Annotated in this window: 15 protein-coding genes; 7 read left to right on the forward strand and 8 right to left on the reverse strand. The window is 66.9% G+C overall.

Annotated features, from left to right (window positions below):
• The first annotated feature begins 40 nt into the window (after positions 1 to 40).
• The 3 genes from cysD to IFT71_RS02460 are packed head-to-tail and all read left to right on the forward strand — an operon-like array spanning position 41 to position 3,599.
• Entirely contained in the window at positions 41 to 940 is a 900-nt protein-coding gene (gene cysD, locus IFT71_RS02450) for a sulfate adenylyltransferase subunit CysD (RefSeq protein ID WP_192138981.1), read from the forward strand.
• Positions 940 to 2,853, forward strand: coding sequence for a sulfate adenylyltransferase subunit CysN (gene cysN, locus IFT71_RS02455; protein WP_192138982.1), 1,914 nt, complete (start codon positions 940 to 942; stop codon positions 2,851 to 2,853). The genes cysD and cysN overlap by 1 nt, the downstream gene beginning before the upstream one ends.
• A complete protein-coding gene (locus IFT71_RS02460; protein ID WP_342212571.1) occupies positions 2,850 to 3,599 on the forward strand; it encodes a 3'(2'),5'-bisphosphate nucleotidase CysQ in 750 nt (249 codons plus the stop codon). The genes cysN and IFT71_RS02460 overlap by 4 nt, the downstream gene beginning before the upstream one ends.
• On the opposite strand, the gene IFT71_RS02465 is transcribed toward IFT71_RS02460, so the two are convergent.
• From IFT71_RS02465 to IFT71_RS02485, 5 genes are all read right to left on the reverse strand, one after another.
• Positions 3,596 to 4,303, reverse strand: coding sequence for a Crp/Fnr family transcriptional regulator (locus IFT71_RS02465; protein WP_192138983.1), 708 nt, complete (start codon positions 4,301 to 4,303; stop codon positions 3,596 to 3,598). The two genes, IFT71_RS02460 and IFT71_RS02465, sit on opposite strands and share 4 nt — an antisense overlap.
• Positions 4,304 to 4,507: 204 nt before the next feature.
• The gene (locus IFT71_RS02470; protein ID WP_037527831.1) at positions 4,508 to 4,894 is read right to left on the reverse strand and encodes a ribonuclease HI family protein; all 387 of its coding nucleotides are present in this window, start codon (positions 4,892 to 4,894) and stop codon (positions 4,508 to 4,510) included.
• Positions 4,875 to 6,080, reverse strand: a complete 1,206-nt coding sequence (locus tag IFT71_RS02475; protein ID WP_342212572.1) for a YihY/virulence factor BrkB family protein — start codon at positions 6,078 to 6,080, stop codon at positions 4,875 to 4,877. Before IFT71_RS02475 ends, IFT71_RS02470 begins: the two co-directional genes overlap by 20 nt.
• 85 nt (positions 6,081 to 6,165) lie before the next feature.
• Positions 6,166 to 8,664 carry an ABC transporter permease gene (locus IFT71_RS02480; RefSeq protein ID WP_192138984.1) on the reverse strand — a complete coding sequence of 833 codons (2,499 nt, stop codon included), beginning with the start codon at positions 8,662 to 8,664 and terminating at the stop codon, positions 6,166 to 6,168.
• On the reverse strand, positions 8,661 to 9,380 hold the full coding sequence (locus IFT71_RS02485; RefSeq protein WP_056408049.1) for an ABC transporter ATP-binding protein: 720 nt from the start codon (positions 9,378 to 9,380) through the stop codon (positions 8,661 to 8,663). Before IFT71_RS02485 ends, IFT71_RS02480 begins: the two co-directional genes overlap by 4 nt.
• A 109-nt stretch (positions 9,381 to 9,489) precedes the next feature.
• Between IFT71_RS02485 and IFT71_RS02490 the strand changes: the two genes are divergently transcribed.
• Both IFT71_RS02490 and IFT71_RS02495 read left to right on the forward strand, forming a co-directional pair.
• Positions 9,490 to 10,131 (forward strand): arylesterase, encoded by a 642-nt coding sequence (locus tag IFT71_RS02490; protein WP_342212573.1) that lies wholly within the window; start codon positions 9,490 to 9,492, stop codon positions 10,129 to 10,131.
• 132 nt (positions 10,132 to 10,263) lie between these two features.
• Positions 10,264 to 10,998 (forward strand): Crp/Fnr family transcriptional regulator, encoded by a 735-nt coding sequence (locus IFT71_RS02495; RefSeq protein ID WP_031395205.1) that lies wholly within the window; start codon positions 10,264 to 10,266, stop codon positions 10,996 to 10,998.
• Between the two features lie 24 nt (positions 10,999 to 11,022).
• Here the strand turns inward: IFT71_RS02495 and IFT71_RS02500 are convergent, their stop codons facing one another.
• The 3 genes from IFT71_RS02500 to IFT71_RS02510 all read right to left on the reverse strand — a co-directional run bounded on the left by IFT71_RS02500 (position 11,023) and on the right by IFT71_RS02510 (position 13,205).
• A complete protein-coding gene (locus IFT71_RS02500) occupies positions 11,023 to 11,361 on the reverse strand; it encodes a hypothetical protein (protein WP_042467360.1) in 339 nt (112 codons plus the stop codon).
• An 88-nt stretch (positions 11,362 to 11,449) separates the two neighbouring features.
• Positions 11,450 to 12,265, reverse strand: coding sequence for a transglutaminase-like domain-containing protein (locus tag IFT71_RS02505; RefSeq protein ID WP_031441127.1), 816 nt, complete (start codon positions 12,263 to 12,265; stop codon positions 11,450 to 11,452).
• Between the two features lie 13 nt (positions 12,266 to 12,278).
• Positions 12,279 to 13,205: a transglutaminase family protein gene (locus IFT71_RS02510; protein WP_192138986.1), complete on the reverse strand. Its 927-nt coding sequence runs from the start codon at positions 13,203 to 13,205 to the stop codon at positions 12,279 to 12,281.
• A 16-nt stretch (positions 13,206 to 13,221) separates the two neighbouring features.
• Between IFT71_RS02510 and IFT71_RS02515 the strand changes: the two genes are divergently transcribed.
• The gene (locus tag IFT71_RS02515; RefSeq protein WP_192138987.1) at positions 13,222 to 14,019 is read left to right on the forward strand and encodes an N-formylglutamate amidohydrolase; all 798 of its coding nucleotides are present in this window, start codon (positions 13,222 to 13,224) and stop codon (positions 14,017 to 14,019) included.
• Positions 14,020 to 14,143: 124 nt separating this feature from the next.
• Positions 14,144 to 17,059: a PAS domain-containing protein gene (locus IFT71_RS02520; protein ID WP_192138988.1), complete on the forward strand. Its 2,916-nt coding sequence runs from the start codon at positions 14,144 to 14,146 to the stop codon at positions 17,057 to 17,059.
• Positions 17,060 to 17,145: the final 86 nt, after the last annotated feature.

Below are 17,145 nucleotides of genomic sequence, written 5' to 3' on the forward strand. Positions count from 1 at the left end.
GTTCGTCGCACACCGCGTCCGCGGGCCTATCTAGGACGCAATGACCGGGCTCACACATCTGCAACGCCTCGAAGCCGAGAGCATCCACATCCTGCGCGAAGTCGTCGCCGAGGCCGAGCGCTCGGTGATGCTCTATTCGGTCGGCAAGGATTCCGCCGTGATGCTGCATCTGGCGAAGAAGGCGTTCTTCCCCGCGCGCCCGCCCTTCCCGCTGCTGCATGTTGACACGACGTGGAAATTCCGTGCGATGTATGATCTGCGCGATCGCGCCGCGGCGGAGGCCGGGATGGAGCTGATCGTACACACCAATCCCGAGGCGCGAGCGCTCGGGATCAATCCGTTCGACCATGGCAGCCGCCACACCGACATGTGGAAGACCGACGGGCTGAAGCAGGCGCTGACTGCGGGCGGCTATGATGCGGCGTTTGGCGGCGCGCGGCGCGACGAGGAGAAGAGCCGCGCCAAGGAGCGCATCTTCAGCTTCCGCTCGGCAAGCCACGGCTGGGACCCGAAGGCGCAGCGCCCCGAACTCTGGCGCCTGTACAATACGCGGATCGCCAAGGGGGAAAGCATCCGCGTCTTCCCGCTGTCCAACTGGACCGAACTCGACATCTGGCAATATATCCTCGCCGAAGGGATCGAGATCGTCCCGCTCTACTTCGCCGCACCGCGGCCGACCGTCGAGCGCGACGGGATGCTGCTGATGGTCGATGACGAGCGGTTCCGCTTCCGTGAGGGGGAAGTCGCTGTCGATCGGTCGATCCGCTTCCGCACGCTCGGCTGCTACCCGCTGACCGGCGCGGTCGAAAGCGAGGCGGCGACGCTGCCCGACGTCATCCAGGAAATGCTGCTGACGACGACCAGCGAGCGCCAGGGCCGCGCGATCGATCATGATCAGGCGGCGAGCATGGAGAAGAAGAAGCGCGAGGGGTATTTCTGATGTCCGCCTATACGCCCGAGGCGCTGATCGCGTCGGATATCGACGCCTATCTCGATACGCATGCGAACAAGTCGATGCTGCGCTTCATCACCTGTGGCTCGGTCGACGACGGCAAGTCGACGCTGATCGGCCGGCTGCTCTATGATTCCAAGACGATCTTCGAGGATCAGCTCGCAGCACTTGAGGCGGACAGCCGCCGGGTCGGCACGCAGGGTCAGAATATCGATTTCGCGCTGCTGGTCGACGGTCTTGCCGCGGAGCGCGAACAGGGCATCACGATCGACGTCGCCTATCGTTTTTTCTCGACCGAGAAACGCAAGTTCATCGTCGCGGACACGCCGGGGCACGAGCAATATACGCGCAACATGGTCACCGGCGCGTCGACCGCGGACCTTGCCGTCATCCTGATCGATGCGCGCAAGGGCGTGCTGACCCAGACCCGCCGTCACAGCTATCTGGCGCACCTTGTCGGCATTCGCGAGATCGTGCTCGCGGTGAACAAGATGGATCTGGTCGGCCATGACGAGGCGCGGTTCGACGCGATCGTCGAGGACTATCGTGCCTTTGCCGCGTCGATCGGTATTGACCGCTTCACCGCGATCCCGCTGTCGGGGCTGACCGGCGAGAATGTCGCGACCCAGGCGGCGACGATGCCCTGGTACACCGGACTGCCGCTGCTCGCGCATCTCGAAACCGTGCCGATCGATGTCGACGCGCGCCAGGCGCAGCCGTTCCGGCTGCCCGTGCAATGGGTGAATCGCCCCGATCTCGACTTCCGCGGATTTGCCGGCATGATCGCCAGCGGCATTGTGCGCCCCGGCGACAGCGTGCGGATCGTCCCGTCGGGAAAGACGACGACCGTTGCGCGGATCGTCGCGCTCGGCGGCGACCTGAGCGAGGCGGTCGCCGGCCAGTCCGTGACGATCATGCTCGCCGACGAGGTCGATTGCTCGCGCGGCGACGTGATCGCCGCCGCCGATGCGCCGCCCGAGGCCGCCGACCAGTTCCTCGCGACCATCGTCTGGATGTCCGACACGCCGCTGGTACCGGGCCGCGGCTATCAGCTCAAGCTCGGCACCCAGGTCGTCGGGGCGACGGTCCAGCCCCCGCGTCACGTCGTCGACGTGAACACGCAGGCCGAATTGTCCGCCTCGACGCTCGCGCTCAACGATATCGGGGTCGCGGAGGTCTATGCCGACCGGGCGATCGTGTTCGAGCCTTATGCCGACGGTGCCGATCTCGGCGGCTTCATCCTGATCGACCGCGCCACCAACGCGACCGTCGCGGCGGGGATGATCGGATCGGCGCTCCGCCGTGCGCAGAACGTCCACTGGCAATCGATCGACGTCACGCGCGAGGCGCATGCCGCGCAAAAGGGTCAGTCGCCAAAGATCCTCTGGTTCACCGGCCTGTCGGGCTCGGGCAAGTCGACGATCGCAAACCTGGTCGAAAAGAAACTGTTCGCGCTCGGCCGCCACAGCTTCCTGCTCGACGGCGACAATATCCGTCACGGACTCAACCGCGACCTCGATTTCACCGAAGCCGGCCGGATCGAGAATATCCGCCGGATCGGCGAGGTCGCAAGGCTAATGGCGGATGCCGGGCTGATCGTGCTGACCGCGTTCATCTCGCCGTTCCGCGCGGAGCGGGACATGGTGCGTTCAATGGTCGCGCCGGGCGAGTTCGTCGAGATCTTCGTCGACACGCCGCTTGCGTCTGCCGAGGCGCGCGACGTCAAAGGGCTCTACGCCAAGGCACGCGCGGGCGAGATCGCCGACTTCACCGGTATATCGAGCCCGTATGAGGCGCCGCAGCGTCCCGATATCCGGATCGATACGACCCGCGAGAGCCCGGAAGCCGCGGCCGAGCGCATCGTCGAACATGTCATCGGCGTCTGGAGCTACGACCTGTGACGACCGACCTGACCGATGCCGGACTCGCGCGCTCGGTGGCGCTAGAGGCAGGCGCACTCCTGCAGGAAATCCGGGCGCGAGGGACGATCGCGGGTGCGGCAATGGGGGCTGCGGGCGACCGCGAGGCCAATATGCTGATTATCGAGCGACTGCGCGCCGAACGCCCGGACGATTTCATCCTGTCCGAAGAGTCGCTCGACGATCGCAGCCGCTGTGCGGCGCAGCGCGTCTGGATTGTCGACCCGCTCGACGGCACACGTGAATATGCCGAGGGCCTCGATGACTGGGCGGTGCATATCGGCCTTGCGATCGATGGCGTCCCGCGCGTCGGTGCGGTTGCGGTGCCTGCGCGCGGTGCGGTCTTCGCGACCGACGATCGGGCACGGCCCTGGGCACCCGCAGGCGAACCGCTGCGGATCGTCGTCAGCCGCTCGCGTGCGCCGGACATCGCACGTCGGGTCGGTGTCGCGATGGGGGCGACGCTGGTGCCGATGGGATCGGCGGGTGCCAAGGCGATGGCGGTCGTCGATGGCCGCGCCGACGCCTATCTGCATGACGGCGGCCAGTATGAGTGGGACAATTGCGCCCCGGCTGCGGTTGCGATCGCCGCGGGACTGCACGCGTCGCGGATCGACGGCAGCCCGCTTGTCTACAACTGCGCCGATCCGCTGCTCCCCGATCTGCTGATCTGCCGTGCCGAGCTCGCGGCGTCGATCCTTGAGGCCTTGGCTGCCGCGCGCGACTAGCCGGCCTTTGTTCGCAGGTGGAGATAGCGGATCGAAAAGTCGGCGACCTCGCGCAACGCGGTCCAGCTCGGTATCCCGATCCATCGTCTGGTGCGGACGATCAGCCCTTCGCTTTCGAGCAGCTTCATCGTCCGGTTGACATGGACCGCGGTCAGCCCGAGCGCGTCACCGATCTGTTCCTGTGACATCGGCAGCTCATAGCCCCTGACCCCGTCGAGACCCTGCGCGTCGAGCCGCGCTGCGACTTCACACAGGAAATGCGCCAGCCGGGTCCGGGCGTCGCGCCGCCCGACGTTCAGCGCCCATTCGCGGAAGATTGATCCCTCGACCAGCGTGTTGACGAACAGCGCATGCCCGATTGCCGGATGCGACAGGGCCAGGCTCTGCAGTGCCGCGCGCGGGATGATCGCCACCTCGGCGCGCGTCAGCGTCTGGACGTTGTGGTCCGCGAGATCGAGAAACAGATGCTGGAGATCAAGCGGCTCGCCGGGAATGTGCAGCGACACGATCTGCCGCAACCCGTCGCCGGTGACCTTCTGGCGAAACGCATAGCCCGAGACTAGCACCGAGCAATGCTGGAGACTGTCGCCCTCGCGGACGAGATAGGCGGATGCATCGAACGTGCGGACATGGTGCGGCAGGGCCCGGATCGCCTCGCGATCACGTCGGTCGAGCGTCGCATGGGTTTCGAGCTTCCGGATCATCAGCGCGAGAGGCGATGATGCAATCTTTGCGGGGGTCGGGGACGATGGAGCGATGGCCAACGCAGTTCTCCAGTCGGTGTGACGGGAGCGCGCGCATCTCTCTGTCGTCGGCGGTCAGGAACGGACCAACGATGGTACCGCTATAGCAGGCTGGCGCGCCACGACCAGCACTGTCAATCAGGGGTTGGTGAAAGGGCCTAGCGCTCAGCGCGGATGCAGGCGGGCCAGCGCAATCCCGGCGAGGTTGTGGGACCGGCCGACATGGCGGATCTTCACGGTCTCGAACGTCGCCGCGAGCGTCTGAAAGGCGTCGCGGTGCGCGCGAAGCTCAGCCGATCGACAGCGTGCAGTACCACGCGCCTGCCCCACCACCAGCGCGGAGTCCCCGCGCAGATCGACCGAGACCGCGCCAAGTTCGCGGGCGATCCGCAGCGCATGGATCGCCGCCAGCCATTCCGCATCGCTATTGGTGCCGTGGCCGCAGTCGTCCAGGATATGGGTCACGCCGCGAACGACGACTCCGATTTCGATGCGCCCCGGATTCGGACGACAGCCGCCGTCGAAGAACAGCTTAAGCGGAACGCTGGGCATCGTCGTCACCCTCCGGGGACGTCCGGCCCGCCCAAGCGAGCGCGCCGCCGACGACCAGCAGGATCATGCCTGCCTTGCCGGAACCTCGACGCAGCGCACCCAGCCCGCCGACCGCGAGGAGAACCGACGGCATTGGCGCGCGCGCGGCCCGCGATGCGGCCGCGGTCTGCGCGGTTCGCACGCCATGGCGCGGTTCTGCCACATCGGGCGTGTGTGAAGGCGGGGGCGTCGTCACGGTCGCATCGGCAACGGCGGCGCCACGCGCACCGGCTGGGCGTTCGGGCCCTGTGGTTGTATCGCGGGTGGTGCGATGCTCGAGCTCCGCGTTGAGCTCGGCGCCGAGCAGAAAGACATAGGCGGACAGCCACAGCCAGGTCAGCAGCACGATCACCGCGCTCAGCGAGCCGTAGGTCGCGCCGTAATTCCCGAAATTGGCGACGTAGAAACCGAAGCCGATAGTCGCGGCGAGCCAGATCAGCGTCGCTGCAAGCGACCCCGGGGTCAACCACGCCCATTTGGCATGCGCGCGGTTCGGCCCGTACCGATACAGGCACGCCGCTGCTGTGACGGCGAGCATTGCCAGCACCGCATAGCTGGTAAGCCGCAGCAGCGTCAGGACGAAATCGGGAGCCCCCGGTATCATGCTGTCGAGCAATGCGAAGGCCGCGGTCGACAGTGCGGCGGTCAGCGCCAGCACCACCGCGCCCGCGGTGATGGAGAATGCAAGGATGTACAGCGCGAAGAACCCGCGGGTCTCGCGTTCCTCATAAGCGATGTTGAGTGCGGTGACGATCGACGATGCCCCCTTGGACGCACCATAGAGCGCAAGCGCGAGCGCGAGGATCAGTCCGAACCCCTTCTTGCCCTCCGACGTGCCGACCACGGTGGCGAGCTGGTCGCCGATGACCTTGGCTGCGTCCGCCGGCAGCACCTGGAACAGGCCGCGGATATTGGCGACGACGGTCGCCGTGTCCGCGACCAGGCCGTAGATCAGCACGATCGAGGCGAGCAGCGGCACGATCGCAGCGAATGCGTAAAAGGCGGTGCCGGCGGCGATAAGCCCGATATTGTCGTCGCTGGCTTCCGCCCAGCTGCGTTTCAGCACCGACCACCAGGTGGCCATCGACATCGACCACGGGCTCGTCGCGTCGACGGGCGCGTCGCCGTTTGCCACTGCATTGCTCACTCAAAAATCCCCTTGGCCGCCCATCGCGCCGTCCCGATCCTTTGCAAACGCCGCGGCCGCGATTTCGTGCCGCGACCGGAACAGGTCAGAGGTCGCGCAACGCCCGGGCTGGCCTGGCGCTGAGGATCGGCCAGGCCCCGATCAGCCCGATCGCCATCGTCAGCCCCGCACCTACGATCAGCGTCGCAAACACCGCCGGATAGCTCGGCAGCCATGTGAACGCGAAGACCTGCGTGACGACATACCACGCCCCCCCCAGCCCCAGCAGCAGCGCCACCGCGGACAGGATCACCGTCAGAAACGCATATTCGAGCGCTTGGACGCCGAGCACTTGGAGACGGGTCGCGCCGAGCGTGCGCAGGATCACCCCGTCATAGGTCCGCGCTTCGCGCGCCGCGGCGATCGCGCCGATCAGCACAGCGATACCGGCAAGGATCGCGACCGACGCCGCCGCGGTGATCGCGGTCGCCATCTGCCCCACGATCGTCCGCAATTGCCCCAAAACATCGCGGACCTCGATCACCGAAACAGACGGAAACCGCGGCAGCAGCGCGCGCATCACCGCCCCCTCCTCGCCACGGTCGAGATCGATCGTCGCCGCCAGGTTATGCGGCGCGTCGGCGATCGCGTTGGGGGAAAAGACCATGACGAAGTTGAAGCCGAGCGTATCCCAACTGATCCGCCGGAACGAGGCGATCCGCGCGCTCCGTTCGACACCCAGCAGGCTGTACTGGATCGGATCGCCGATCTTCAGAGCCAGCGCCTTGGCCAGCCGCTCGTCGATCGACACCAGCGGCGGCCCGGCATAGCCGCGCGGCCACCAGCGTCCCGCGGTGATCTGGCTGCCGTCCGGCAGCGTCTCGGCATAGGTCAGGCCGCGTTCGCCACGCAGCGCCCAAGCGCCTTCGGGCAAGGTCTTGAGATCGGCGACACGCGTCGTCGCATAGCCCGTGATCGTCCCGCGCATCGCGGGCACGGTGGTTACGACCGGCTTGCGCGCGGCCTCAGCGACCGTGCGGCGGAATTCGGCTTCGCGCTGCGGCGGGACGTCGAGCGCGAACAAGGCGGGCGCGCGCTGCGGAACGGTCCGCGCGATATTCGCGTCGATGCTCGTCCGGATCGCGGCAAGTAGGACGAACAGCGTCAGCCCCAGACCAAGTGCAACGACCAGCGTGCCGGTACGAGCGCCGGGACGGTGCAGTGCTGCAATCGCAAGCCTGAGCAAAGGCTGGCGCGCCCGCGGCAATCGCGCAGCCGCGATCCGGATGAGCCAGCCGAACCCGGCGAGGAGGAGCAACACTGCCGCGACCGCCGCAAGGAACCCCGCGCTGAGCCCGGGCTGTTCCGCGGTCAGCAGCGCGAGCGCAACGAGCGCAAGCCCGCCACCGGCGACCCAGGGCAGCGTCCGGCGCAACGGTACGCGCCGCTGACCGGCATTGCCACGCAACAGCACGACCGCCGGCACGCTTCCGGCTTCGACCAGTGCTGGCGCGGTAAACGCCAGCGCGATCACCATGCCATAGGCGGCGGCGAGCAGCAGCGGCACGGGCTGCACTGCAAAGCTCGGCGCGACCGGCAGCACGTCGCCCGCGAGCGCGACGATCAACGGCACCGCCGCGGCGCCGGCGATCAAACCGGCTAGAATGCCGATCCCGGCGACGACGACGATCTGGATCAGATAGACCCGGGCGATCATCCCGGACGTCGCACCAAGCACCTTGAGAGCGGCGATGCTCTGGCGCCGTGCGCCGAGATAGGACGAGACGCCATTCCCGACGCCGATACCGGCGATGACGAGCGCGGAGAGGCCGACGAGCAACAGGAACTGGCCCATCCGTTGGACGAAGCGCTCGGCACCGGGCGCTGCACGGTCGCGGGTCTTGCTTTCCCAGCCCGCGGACGGGAATGCCGCCTTGATCCGGTCGACGGCGCGCGTGGGCGCGAGTCCCGACCGGAGGCGGACGCGATATTTGGTCTCGTACAGGCTGCCCGGCTGGATCAAGCCGGTCCGCGCAATCCCGGGCAGCGAAACGATCGCGACGGGCCCCAGCGTAAAGCCTTCGCCCAGCCGGTCAGGCTCTTCGGCGAGGACATGGTCGACCACGAACTCGGCCGTACCCAGCCGGACCCGGGCGCCGCGGCCGACGCCCAGCCGGTCTGCGAGCGCGGGCGCGATCCAGATCCCCAAGTCACGGGGCGGTTCCGCTGTGCCACCATCGGCGAACCGGACGGTGCCGTACAACGGATAGGACCGATCGACGCCCTTCAGTTCGATCGGGACGCTGGCCGCACCGCGAACCGCCGTCGCCTGCATGCGCACCGTCTCCGATACGGTGCCGAGCGCGGCCATCGCGCGGCGCTCTTCGGGCGTCGCGGCGCGTTGCGACGTGGCGAATTCGACGTCGCCACCCAGGATCGTGCTGCCGCGACTTGCCAGTTCGCCGTCGATCGCGCGGGTCAGGCTGCCGATCGCTGCCAGCGCGCCGACCCCCAGGAACAGACAGGCCAGCAGCAGTCGCAGGCCGCGGAACCGGAGATTGAGCTCGCGCCTGGCCAGACGCCAGGCGAGCCGCCAGTCGGTCATGCCCCCGCGCCCGTCACGGACCGCAACTGGTCGCGGACGATACGCCCGTCACCAAGCTCGACGACCCGGTCGCACCGCGCCGCAAGGACCGGATCATGCGTGATGATGATCAGCGTCGCGCCCGTCGCCGCGCGTCGATCGAACAGCAGGTCCATCACCGCCGCACCCGTCGCGGCATCGAGGTTGCCCGTCGGCTCGTCCGCGAAGACGAGATCCGGCCGCGGTCCCAGCGCGCGGGCGATCGCGACACGCTGCTGCTCCCCGCCCGACAGCTGGGTCGGATAATGCCCGGTCCGGTGGCCAAGCCCGACCGCCTCCAGCTCGTCGGCGGCGCGTGCGAACGCATCGGCCATGCCGGCAAGCTCCATCGGGACGGCGACGTTTTCCAGCGCGGTCATCGTCGGCAACAGATGAAATGCCTGAAGCACGATGCCGATACGACCGCGCCGCGCGCGCGCCAGCGCATCCTCGTCGAGCGCGCCGAAATCGAGTCCCGCAACCTCGACCTCTCCGCCGCTCGCCTGTTCGAGCCCGGACAGCACCGCCATCAGCGACGATTTGCCCGACCCTGAAGGCCCGAGCAGCGCCACGCTGCTGCCCCGTGCAATGTCGAGATCGATCCCCTTGAGGATCGCGGTCGCGGCACTCGCGCTGCCGAGCGTCAGCGTGACATTGCGGGCCGATATCACCATATCGTCGGAGGTTGATCGGGACATGGAGCACTTTACGTTGGAGCGATACAGGCCTTCATATGTGGCAGTCGCCGCAGTTCTCCAAGCGCTGGTCCTCGTGGGGTGCGATCGGGTGGCGGATAGCTCGGCCCCTGTGGCGGCCACCCGCGGCGCGGGCAACGACACGGCCGTCGATGGTACGGCGGTCGCGATGCCTCCCGCGCCGGCCGGTCGCGAGCGCCTGATCCTGGCCTTTGGCGACAGTCTGTACGCGGGGTACGGCGTCGCGCGCGGTCACAGCCTGCCCGACGTTTTGCAGGCGACGCTCCGCCGCAAGGACGTCAACGCGACGATCGTCAATGCCGGCGTCTCGGGCGACACCAGCGCGGCCGGGCGCCAGCGATTCGCCTTCGCGCTCGACAGCCTGCCCCGCAAACCCGATCTCATCCTGCTCGGACTGGGTGGCAACGACGTGCTGCGTCAGATCGCGCCCGCGGAGACCCGCGCCAATCTGACCGCGATGATGGACGAGGCGCGCCGCCGCAAGATCCCGGTCGTGCTGACGGGCATGCGGGCGCCCCCCAATCTCGGCCCTGAATATCAGGCGGCGTTCGACACGATCTGGCCCGATCTTGCCAAAACCTATGAGGCGGGACTCTATCCGTTCATTCTGGATGGCGTGATCGGCGACGCCGCGCTGATGCAGCGCGATCATGTCCATCCGAACACACGCGGCATCGATCGGATCGCCGATCGATTTACGCCGATCATTCTGGGACAGCTCGATAAAGGCTGATACGGACCAATCGACCTGTTGACGACCGGACGAACCGCATGGTTGAGCATGGGGTCGCGAGCGGCCGCAACGGGCAGCCGAGATGGGCAGCCGACAGGGGCCGCCGACAAGGGCGAATGCAGGGGCGGAACGATGCATCGAAGTGGGTTGATCGCGCGGCTCGAACGCCATCTTGCGCTGACGGAAGAGGAACGCGCCGCGATCTCGCGTGCCGAGCAACGCGAAATCCGGCTCAAGCCCGGTGAGATCCTGATGGCCGAGGGCGGGACGAGCCATGCGCTGTTCGTCGTCCATTATGGCTGGCTGCATTCGGCGGCGAGGCTCGCGGCCGGCGGCCGCCAGATCCTGCGCTTCCATTATGCCGGCGACCTGATCGGCACGTCGAGCATCGCCTGGTCGCAGGCCTCGGCGACGCTGACCGCGGTGTCGGACTGCACCGTCACCGAACTGCCCAAGGCCGATCTGGGGCAGATCTTTCGACAGCAGCCACGGCTCGCCGGGCTGCTCTACGCCATCGCCGCGGCCGAGAATGTCGCGATGAGCGACCGGCTCACCTCGATCGGCCGCAAGGGCGCGGCGGAGCGGCTAACCACGCTCCTGCTCGATATCCTGGCGCGTCTTCGGGTCACCGCGGGTGGCGTGATCGACTCCTTCGACCTGCCCCTGACGCAGAGCGATATCGGCGATGCGCTCGGCTTGACCAAGGTGCACGTCAACCGGACGATCCGCGCGCTCGAGCGTGACGGTGTGATCGAGCGCAACGGTCGACGGGTCCGGATCCTCGACCCGGAGCTTCAAATGCGGCGGACGGGCTTTGTCGACCGCTACGGCGAGATCGAGACGGCGTGGCTGCCGCCGGCGCCGTAACCACGGCGCCAATCCGTTTGGCGGTCAGTTCGGCTCGACGACGAAGAGCGTCACGCCCTCATATTTGATGTCGTGCGGGTTGAAGACGGCGTCGGGGCGGAACCCCTCGTCGATCACGACGATATCCTTCAGCCCGGCGAGCTTGAACGTGCCGAGCTTGATCTCCTTGGGCGGCTGCCCGTCGCGCTGCAGCGTGACCGCGTCCACAAACACGTCATCATGGCGCGTGAACAGGATATGCGGCGCGAGTTTGACATGCATCCGGTTGTAGACCGCGGTCACGCACTGGCGCAGCGCGATCGCTTGCAGCAACAGCGCGTTGGCGTTGCTCGGGACGGAACCGGGTGTCGAAGAAGCAGGCATATGGTGCATCGCAGCATTGTTTAATGGTGTCGCGGCGTTCGCACGAACGCCGGCGGGGTGACAAGCGTAAACCGACGCTGCGGCGGGCTCAAGCCGCCGCGTCGACGCTGTCGGTGTGGACGTCGAAGCCCACGAGCCGCGCTGGCCCGAACGTCGTCGTGAGCGCGGCATCGGTCGCATCGCGGCCGCGCGCCATCAGGATCCGGCCGATCCGCGGCTGGTTGTGTCGCGCGTCAAACGTATGCCAGCGGCCGCCGAGATAGACGTCGAACCACGCCGAAAAATCCATCGGCGCATCGACCGGGGGAATGCCGATATCGCCGAGATAGCCGGTGCAATAGCGCGCCGGAATGTTCATGCAGCGGCACAGCGTGATCGCGAGATGCGCGAAATCGCGGCACACGCCCTGCTGTTCCTGATGCGCATCCCAGGCGGTCTTGGTCGCCCGCGCATGATGATAGCCGAATTCGATATGGTCGTGCGTGAACTGCACGATCGCCTGCACGCGCGCCCAGCCTGAGGGCACATGCCCGAAGAGCGACCAAGCGGTCTCGGACAGCCGGTCGGTCTCGCAATAGCGGCTGCCGAGCAGGAAGACGAGGATCTCGTCCGGCAGATCCTCGACGGCATGCTGAACGGCATCGGGATCGACTGGGTCGGGCTGCCCGTCATCCTCGATCGTGAAGTCGCACGACAGCGTCAGGCCGCCGGCGGGGACGGTCATGCGCGTGCAGACATTCCCGAACGCGTCGAGATAATCGTAGATCGGGACGTCGGGGCTTGCGACGATCCGATGCGGGGTGACCAGATCGCGGTTGCGCGACGGGTGAAGGCTCAGCATCGCCATCAGCGGCGTCGGAACATCGGCTTCGAAGCGAATATCATAGCCGGCGCGGATCAGCATGCGGTCGTCTTTCTCATGCCCGGACCGGCTGCGGCGCGAGCGGGGTTGTGGCTGTAGGGGCGACGTCCGGACCGTCGACGGCGATGTCGACTGAGACGGTCATGTCGAGGAAGCTGCCGGGGAAGCCCGCCCAGCTTCCCGAGATCGGCACGGCCTGATAGATGTCGCGGGCGATCGCGACGCGGATCAGCCCGCGACTGCCGATGATGCCGTTGGTCGGATCGAACTCGACCCAACCCGATCCCGGCAGATAGATGCGGACCCAGGCATGCGTGTTGCCGCCCCCCGTCCGCTGCTCGCGGCTCGATGGATTATAGACATAGCCCGACACGAACCGCGCCGCGAAGCCGAGCGCGCGCGCCGCTTCGATCATCAGCATCGCATAATCGCGGCAGGTACCCTTGCGCCGGGCAAGCGTCTCGATCGGCGACTGCGTCCCCTTCTCGGGGCGCGGCACATAGGTGAAGTCGCGCCGGATCGCCGCGGTCATGTCGGACAGCATCGCCAGCGTATCCGTCCGCCCCGAGGGATCGAGGAACCGCCGCGCCCAGCGATCGATCTCGCGGTGCGGATCGTGATGCTGGCGCTCGATCGACCGCAACAGGTCGGGCATGTCCTCGGACGAATAGGTGAACGGATAGGAGCGTGCGTACTGCTCGATATCGACCGTCGCGAGTTCGGCGGGGCTGTGATCAAGCCGCACCCGGCTGTCGAACACGAGTTCGCGCGCCCGGCGATCGAAGGTCGCGATCGCCACCGAATTGCCGAACACGTCGTGCAGCCAGCGCACCTCCGACGGTTCCGGCGTGATGCTCAGCTCGGCCGAAATCAGTTGCTGGTCATGGCTTTCGCGCGGACGGACCATGATACGGTGCTCGCCAAATGCTACCGGTTGCCGGTAAGTGTATCTCGTCACGTGAGAAAGTGTGAGAAATGGCATTCAGGATCCGTATCGCATGACCAACCGGACCGAGGGACCGCTGATCGCGGCAGGAGACAGGCCTCCGACCGTCATCGTCAACCCGAAAGGCGCATCATCGTTCCTCCTGATCGGCGATCATGCTGGAAATTCAGTGCCCGTGTCCCTCGGGTCGCTCGGTCTCGACGATGCCGAGCTGGGACGGCACATCGGCTGGGACATCGGCGTCGGCGAGGTCGGACGGTTGCTGGCGAACCGGCTCGACGCGGTCTTCATTCATCAGACCTATTCCCGGCTGGTCGTCGACTGCAACCGGAGCGAGACGCAACCCGATGCGATTGCCGAGACCAGCGACGGAACGCCGATCCCCGGCAATCGCGACCTGAGCGAGGCGGATCGAGCCGCGCGATATGCGGTGATCCATGCGCCCTATCATGCGGCGATCGCGTCCGAGATCGCACGCCGGGATGCCGCCGGACAACCGACGATCCTGGTTGCGCTGCACAGCTTCACCCCGGCGATGCGCGGCGCGGACGGCGCGGCAATTCGGCCCTGGCATATCGGCATCCTGCACGATGGGGGCGACACGCGCTTCGCCCTCGCGATGCTCGAGGTCCTGGCGGGCGAACCCGACCTCGTGGTGGGTGACAACGAGCCCTATCGGATGGACCTGATCGATTATACGATCCCGCGGCACGCCTATCCGGCACGGCGCCTCTATGCGGAAATCGAGATCCGCCAGGACCTGATCGGCGCGCCCGATGGCTGTGCCGCCTGGTCCGAACGGGTCGCGTCCGCCCTGACATCCGCCAGCGCGCGCGTCCGTTCCGCATGACACCAAACTTCCCGGGGATCGACCACCGCCTGTCTCGCGTTTGACGACCCGGGTCCAGTGACGCCGGCTGCATGGCTGGTCGTATGCCGGACCCGAGTTGGTGTTCCTGCGAGTAGAAAATTCGATGCCCTCGAGTCCGAACAATGTCCCCGGGAACGACCGTCAGCGCGTATCGGCACGTCCCGGCGAAGGCGACTATCGCGAAGTGTTCACCGCGATCGATATCGGCTTCGGGCTGGTCGATCTGATCTTTGACGGCGATCGCGTGATCGATTGTCGGTTCCTCGAGGCGAACGCGCAATTTCTCCGGCAGACGGGCTTGCGCGACCCGGTCGGACAGACCTGGCACGCGCTGCAGCCCGCACTGGATGGCGACTGGATGGGGACGTTCGGCGAGATCGCCCGGACCGGGCACGCAACCCGGTTCGAGACGCGCGTGGCGCAGGGCGATCGGCGCTATGATGCACAGGTCGCGCGGATTGGCGAGCCGGGCTCGGTCAGGATCGCCGTGCTGCTCAGCGACGTGACCGAGCGGCACAGGACAGAGACGCTCGCCCGCGAGGCCGAGGAACGGTTGCAGCTGGCGCTTTCGGCCGGGGGCGGGATCGGTACCTGGGACTGGGACATCGCCCGGGATCGCGTCACCGCCGATGCCCGGTTCGCTCTGCTGTACGGGGTGGATCCGGCGGCGGCATTGGCCGGCGCACCGATAACGACGTTCTTTCAAGGCATTCATCCGGACGACCGCGCGCGCACCGAGCAGGCAATCGAGATGGCCGTCCAATCGGGCGGCCCCTTCGAAGCCGAATATCGCCTGCTGGAGCGCGACGGGACGATCCGCTGGGTGATCGCGCAGGGCCGTTGCGAGCGCGCGGCCGACGGGACTGCGCTACGTTTTCCCGGGATCAGCTTTGAAATCACCGCCCGCAAGCTCGCCGACGTGCGGCAAACCGCGTTGCTGGCGCTCGGCGATGCGATTCGCGATCTGACCGACCCTGCGGCAATCGCCTATGCAGCGGCCGAAATCCTCGGCCACGCCCTGCAGGTCAGCCGGGTCGGCTACGGTGTGATCGACACCCTTGCCGAGACGATCACCGTCGAGCGGGACTGGAATGCGCCGGGAACACGTACCCTGGCGGGCATGCTGCAGTTCCGCGACTATGGGTCCTATATCGAGGATCTGAAGGCAGGGCGCACGGTCGTGATCGCCGATGTCGAGCGCGACCCGCGCACCGCTGCGGGTGCTGCCGGCCTGAAGGCGATCAGCGCATGGTCGTTCGTCAACATGCCGTTGCTCGAACAGGATGCCTTCGTCGCGCTGCTCTATGCCAATCACGATCAGCCGCGAGTCTGGGCGGACGAGGAACTCCAGCTTATGCGCGAGGTCGCGGACCGGGTTCGTGCGGCGACCGAGCGGCTGCGTGCGGAAGCAGCACTCCGCGAGAGTGAAGAACAGTTCCGCGTCTTCGCGCAAGCGGTGCCCAGCCTGATCTGGGCGGCGCGTCCCGATGGCGAGATCTACTGGGTCAACCAGCAGGTCTATGATTATGCCGGTATTTCGCCCGGCGCTCTAACTGGATCCGGCACCTGGCTGTCACTGGTTCACGCCGACGACCGCGAGGCCACGGCGACGACGTGGCAGGCCGCACGCGATACGGGCACTACCTATGCCGCCGAGTTCCGGTTGCGTAGTGCTGATGGTGGCTACCGATGGTTTCTTGTTCGCGCCGAACCGGTACGGACCAGCGGCGGCCAGATCACGCGCTGGGTCGGCACCAATACGGACATCGACGATGGCCGCCGGCATGCCGCCGAACTGCTCGCCTGGACTGAAACGCTCGAGGATCAGGTCGCCGCGCGCACCCGCGAGCTGATGGATGTCGAGGCCGCGCTGCGCCAGAGCCAGAAGATGGAAGCCGTGGGCCAGCTGACCGGCGGGCTGGCGCACGATTTCAACAATCTGCTGACCGGGATCATGGGCAGCCTCGAATTGCTCGGCATCCGCATCGCGCAGGGACGGCTGGGCGATGTCGAGCGATATTCGCTCGCTGCCCAGGGTGCCGCCAAGCGTGCCGCCGCGCTGACCCACCGCCTGCTGGCCTTTTCGCGGCGGCAGACGCTCGACCCCCGGCCGACCGACGTCAACCGATTGATCGGCGGGCTGGAGGAGCTCGTGCGCCGGACGGTCGGGCCCGACAGCGCTGTGGAGGTGGTCGCCTCCGCCGGGCTGTGGTCGACGCTCGTCGATCCCAACCAGCTCGAAAACGCGATCCTCAACCTGTGCATAAACGCGCGCGATGCGATGCCCACGGGCGGACGGCTGACGATCGAGACGGCCAATCGCTGGATCGACGCGCGGATGGGCCGCGACCGCGATCTCGATCCCGGTCAATATGTCTCACTCTGCGTGTCCGACAACGGCACCGGCATGCCGCCCGAGGTCGTCGCCAAGGCCTTTGATCCGTTCTTCACGACCAAACCCTTGGGTCTGGGCACCGGGCTCGGCCTGTCGATGATCTACGGCTTTGCGCGCCAGTCGGGCGGACAGGTCCGGATCTATTCGGAGGTCGGCGAAGGCAGCAATATCTGCATCTATCTGCCACGGCATTTCGGTCCGTCGGACGAGGACGAACCGCAGCCCGATTTTGCCGAGGTCCCGCGCGCTATCCGTGGCGAGACCGTCCTGATCGTCGACGACGAGCCCACCGTTCGCATGCTGGTCGTCGAAGTGCTCGAGGAACTCGGCTATGCCGCGATCGAGGCCGCGGACGGGCCTGCCGGCTTGAAGATCCTCCAGTCCGACACGCGCATCGACCTGCTGGTCACGGATGTCGGCTTGCCGGGGGGGATGAACGGGCGGCAGATGGCGGATGCCGCGCGCGTAGGCCGTCCGGACCTCAAGATCCTCTTCATCACCGGCTATGCCGAAAATGCGGTGGTCGGCAACGGCCATCTCGATCCGGGCATGCACGTGATGACGAAACCCTTTGCGATCGACGCGCTGGCCGGCCGTATCCGCGATCTCATTCGCCTGCCCTAGTCCACATGCCAGGCCACCCCTGCCCAGGTTGTGCCAGGTCATGACGGAAAGTTCATTTAAGGGGTTTAACGCCGTTTCGGCCACAG

This window comes from Sphingomonas sp. CFBP 13733 (assembly GCF_014841795.1).
GTDB lineage: Bacteria > Pseudomonadota > Alphaproteobacteria > Sphingomonadales > Sphingomonadaceae > Sphingomonas > Sphingomonas aerolata.

Coding starts and splice junctions, on each gene's coding strand:
- IFT71_RS02480 (WP_192138984.1), bottom strand. CDS start 8,664: ATGACCGACTGGCGGCTCGCCTGGCGTCTGGCCAGGCGCGAGCTCAAT.
- IFT71_RS02505 (WP_031441127.1), bottom strand. CDS start 12,265: ATGCTGATCCGCGCCGGCTATGATATTCGCTTCGAAGCCGATGTTCCG.
- IFT71_RS02465 (WP_192138983.1), bottom strand. CDS start 4,303: ATGATCCGGAAGCTCGAAACCCATGCGACGCTCGACCGACGTGATCGC.
- IFT71_RS02520 (WP_192138988.1), top strand. CDS start 14,144: ATGCCCTCGAGTCCGAACAATGTCCCCGGGAACGACCGTCAGCGCGTA.
- IFT71_RS02510 (WP_192138986.1), bottom strand. CDS start 13,205: ATGCCATTTCTCACACTTTCTCACGTGACGAGATACACTTACCGGCAA.
- IFT71_RS02470 (WP_037527831.1), bottom strand. CDS start 4,894: ATGCCCAGCGTTCCGCTTAAGCTGTTCTTCGACGGCGGCTGTCGTCCG.
- IFT71_RS02500 (WP_042467360.1), bottom strand. CDS start 11,361: ATGCCTGCTTCTTCGACACCCGGTTCCGTCCCGAGCAACGCCAACGCG.
- IFT71_RS02515 (WP_192138987.1), top strand. CDS start 13,222: ATGACCAACCGGACCGAGGGACCGCTGATCGCGGCAGGAGACAGGCCT.
- IFT71_RS02485 (WP_056408049.1), bottom strand. CDS start 9,380: ATGTCCCGATCAACCTCCGACGATATGGTGATATCGGCCCGCAATGTC.
- cysD (WP_192138981.1), top strand. CDS start 41: ATGACCGGGCTCACACATCTGCAACGCCTCGAAGCCGAGAGCATCCAC.
- cysN (WP_192138982.1), top strand. CDS start 940: ATGTCCGCCTATACGCCCGAGGCGCTGATCGCGTCGGATATCGACGCC.
- IFT71_RS02495 (WP_031395205.1), top strand. CDS start 10,264: ATGCATCGAAGTGGGTTGATCGCGCGGCTCGAACGCCATCTTGCGCTG.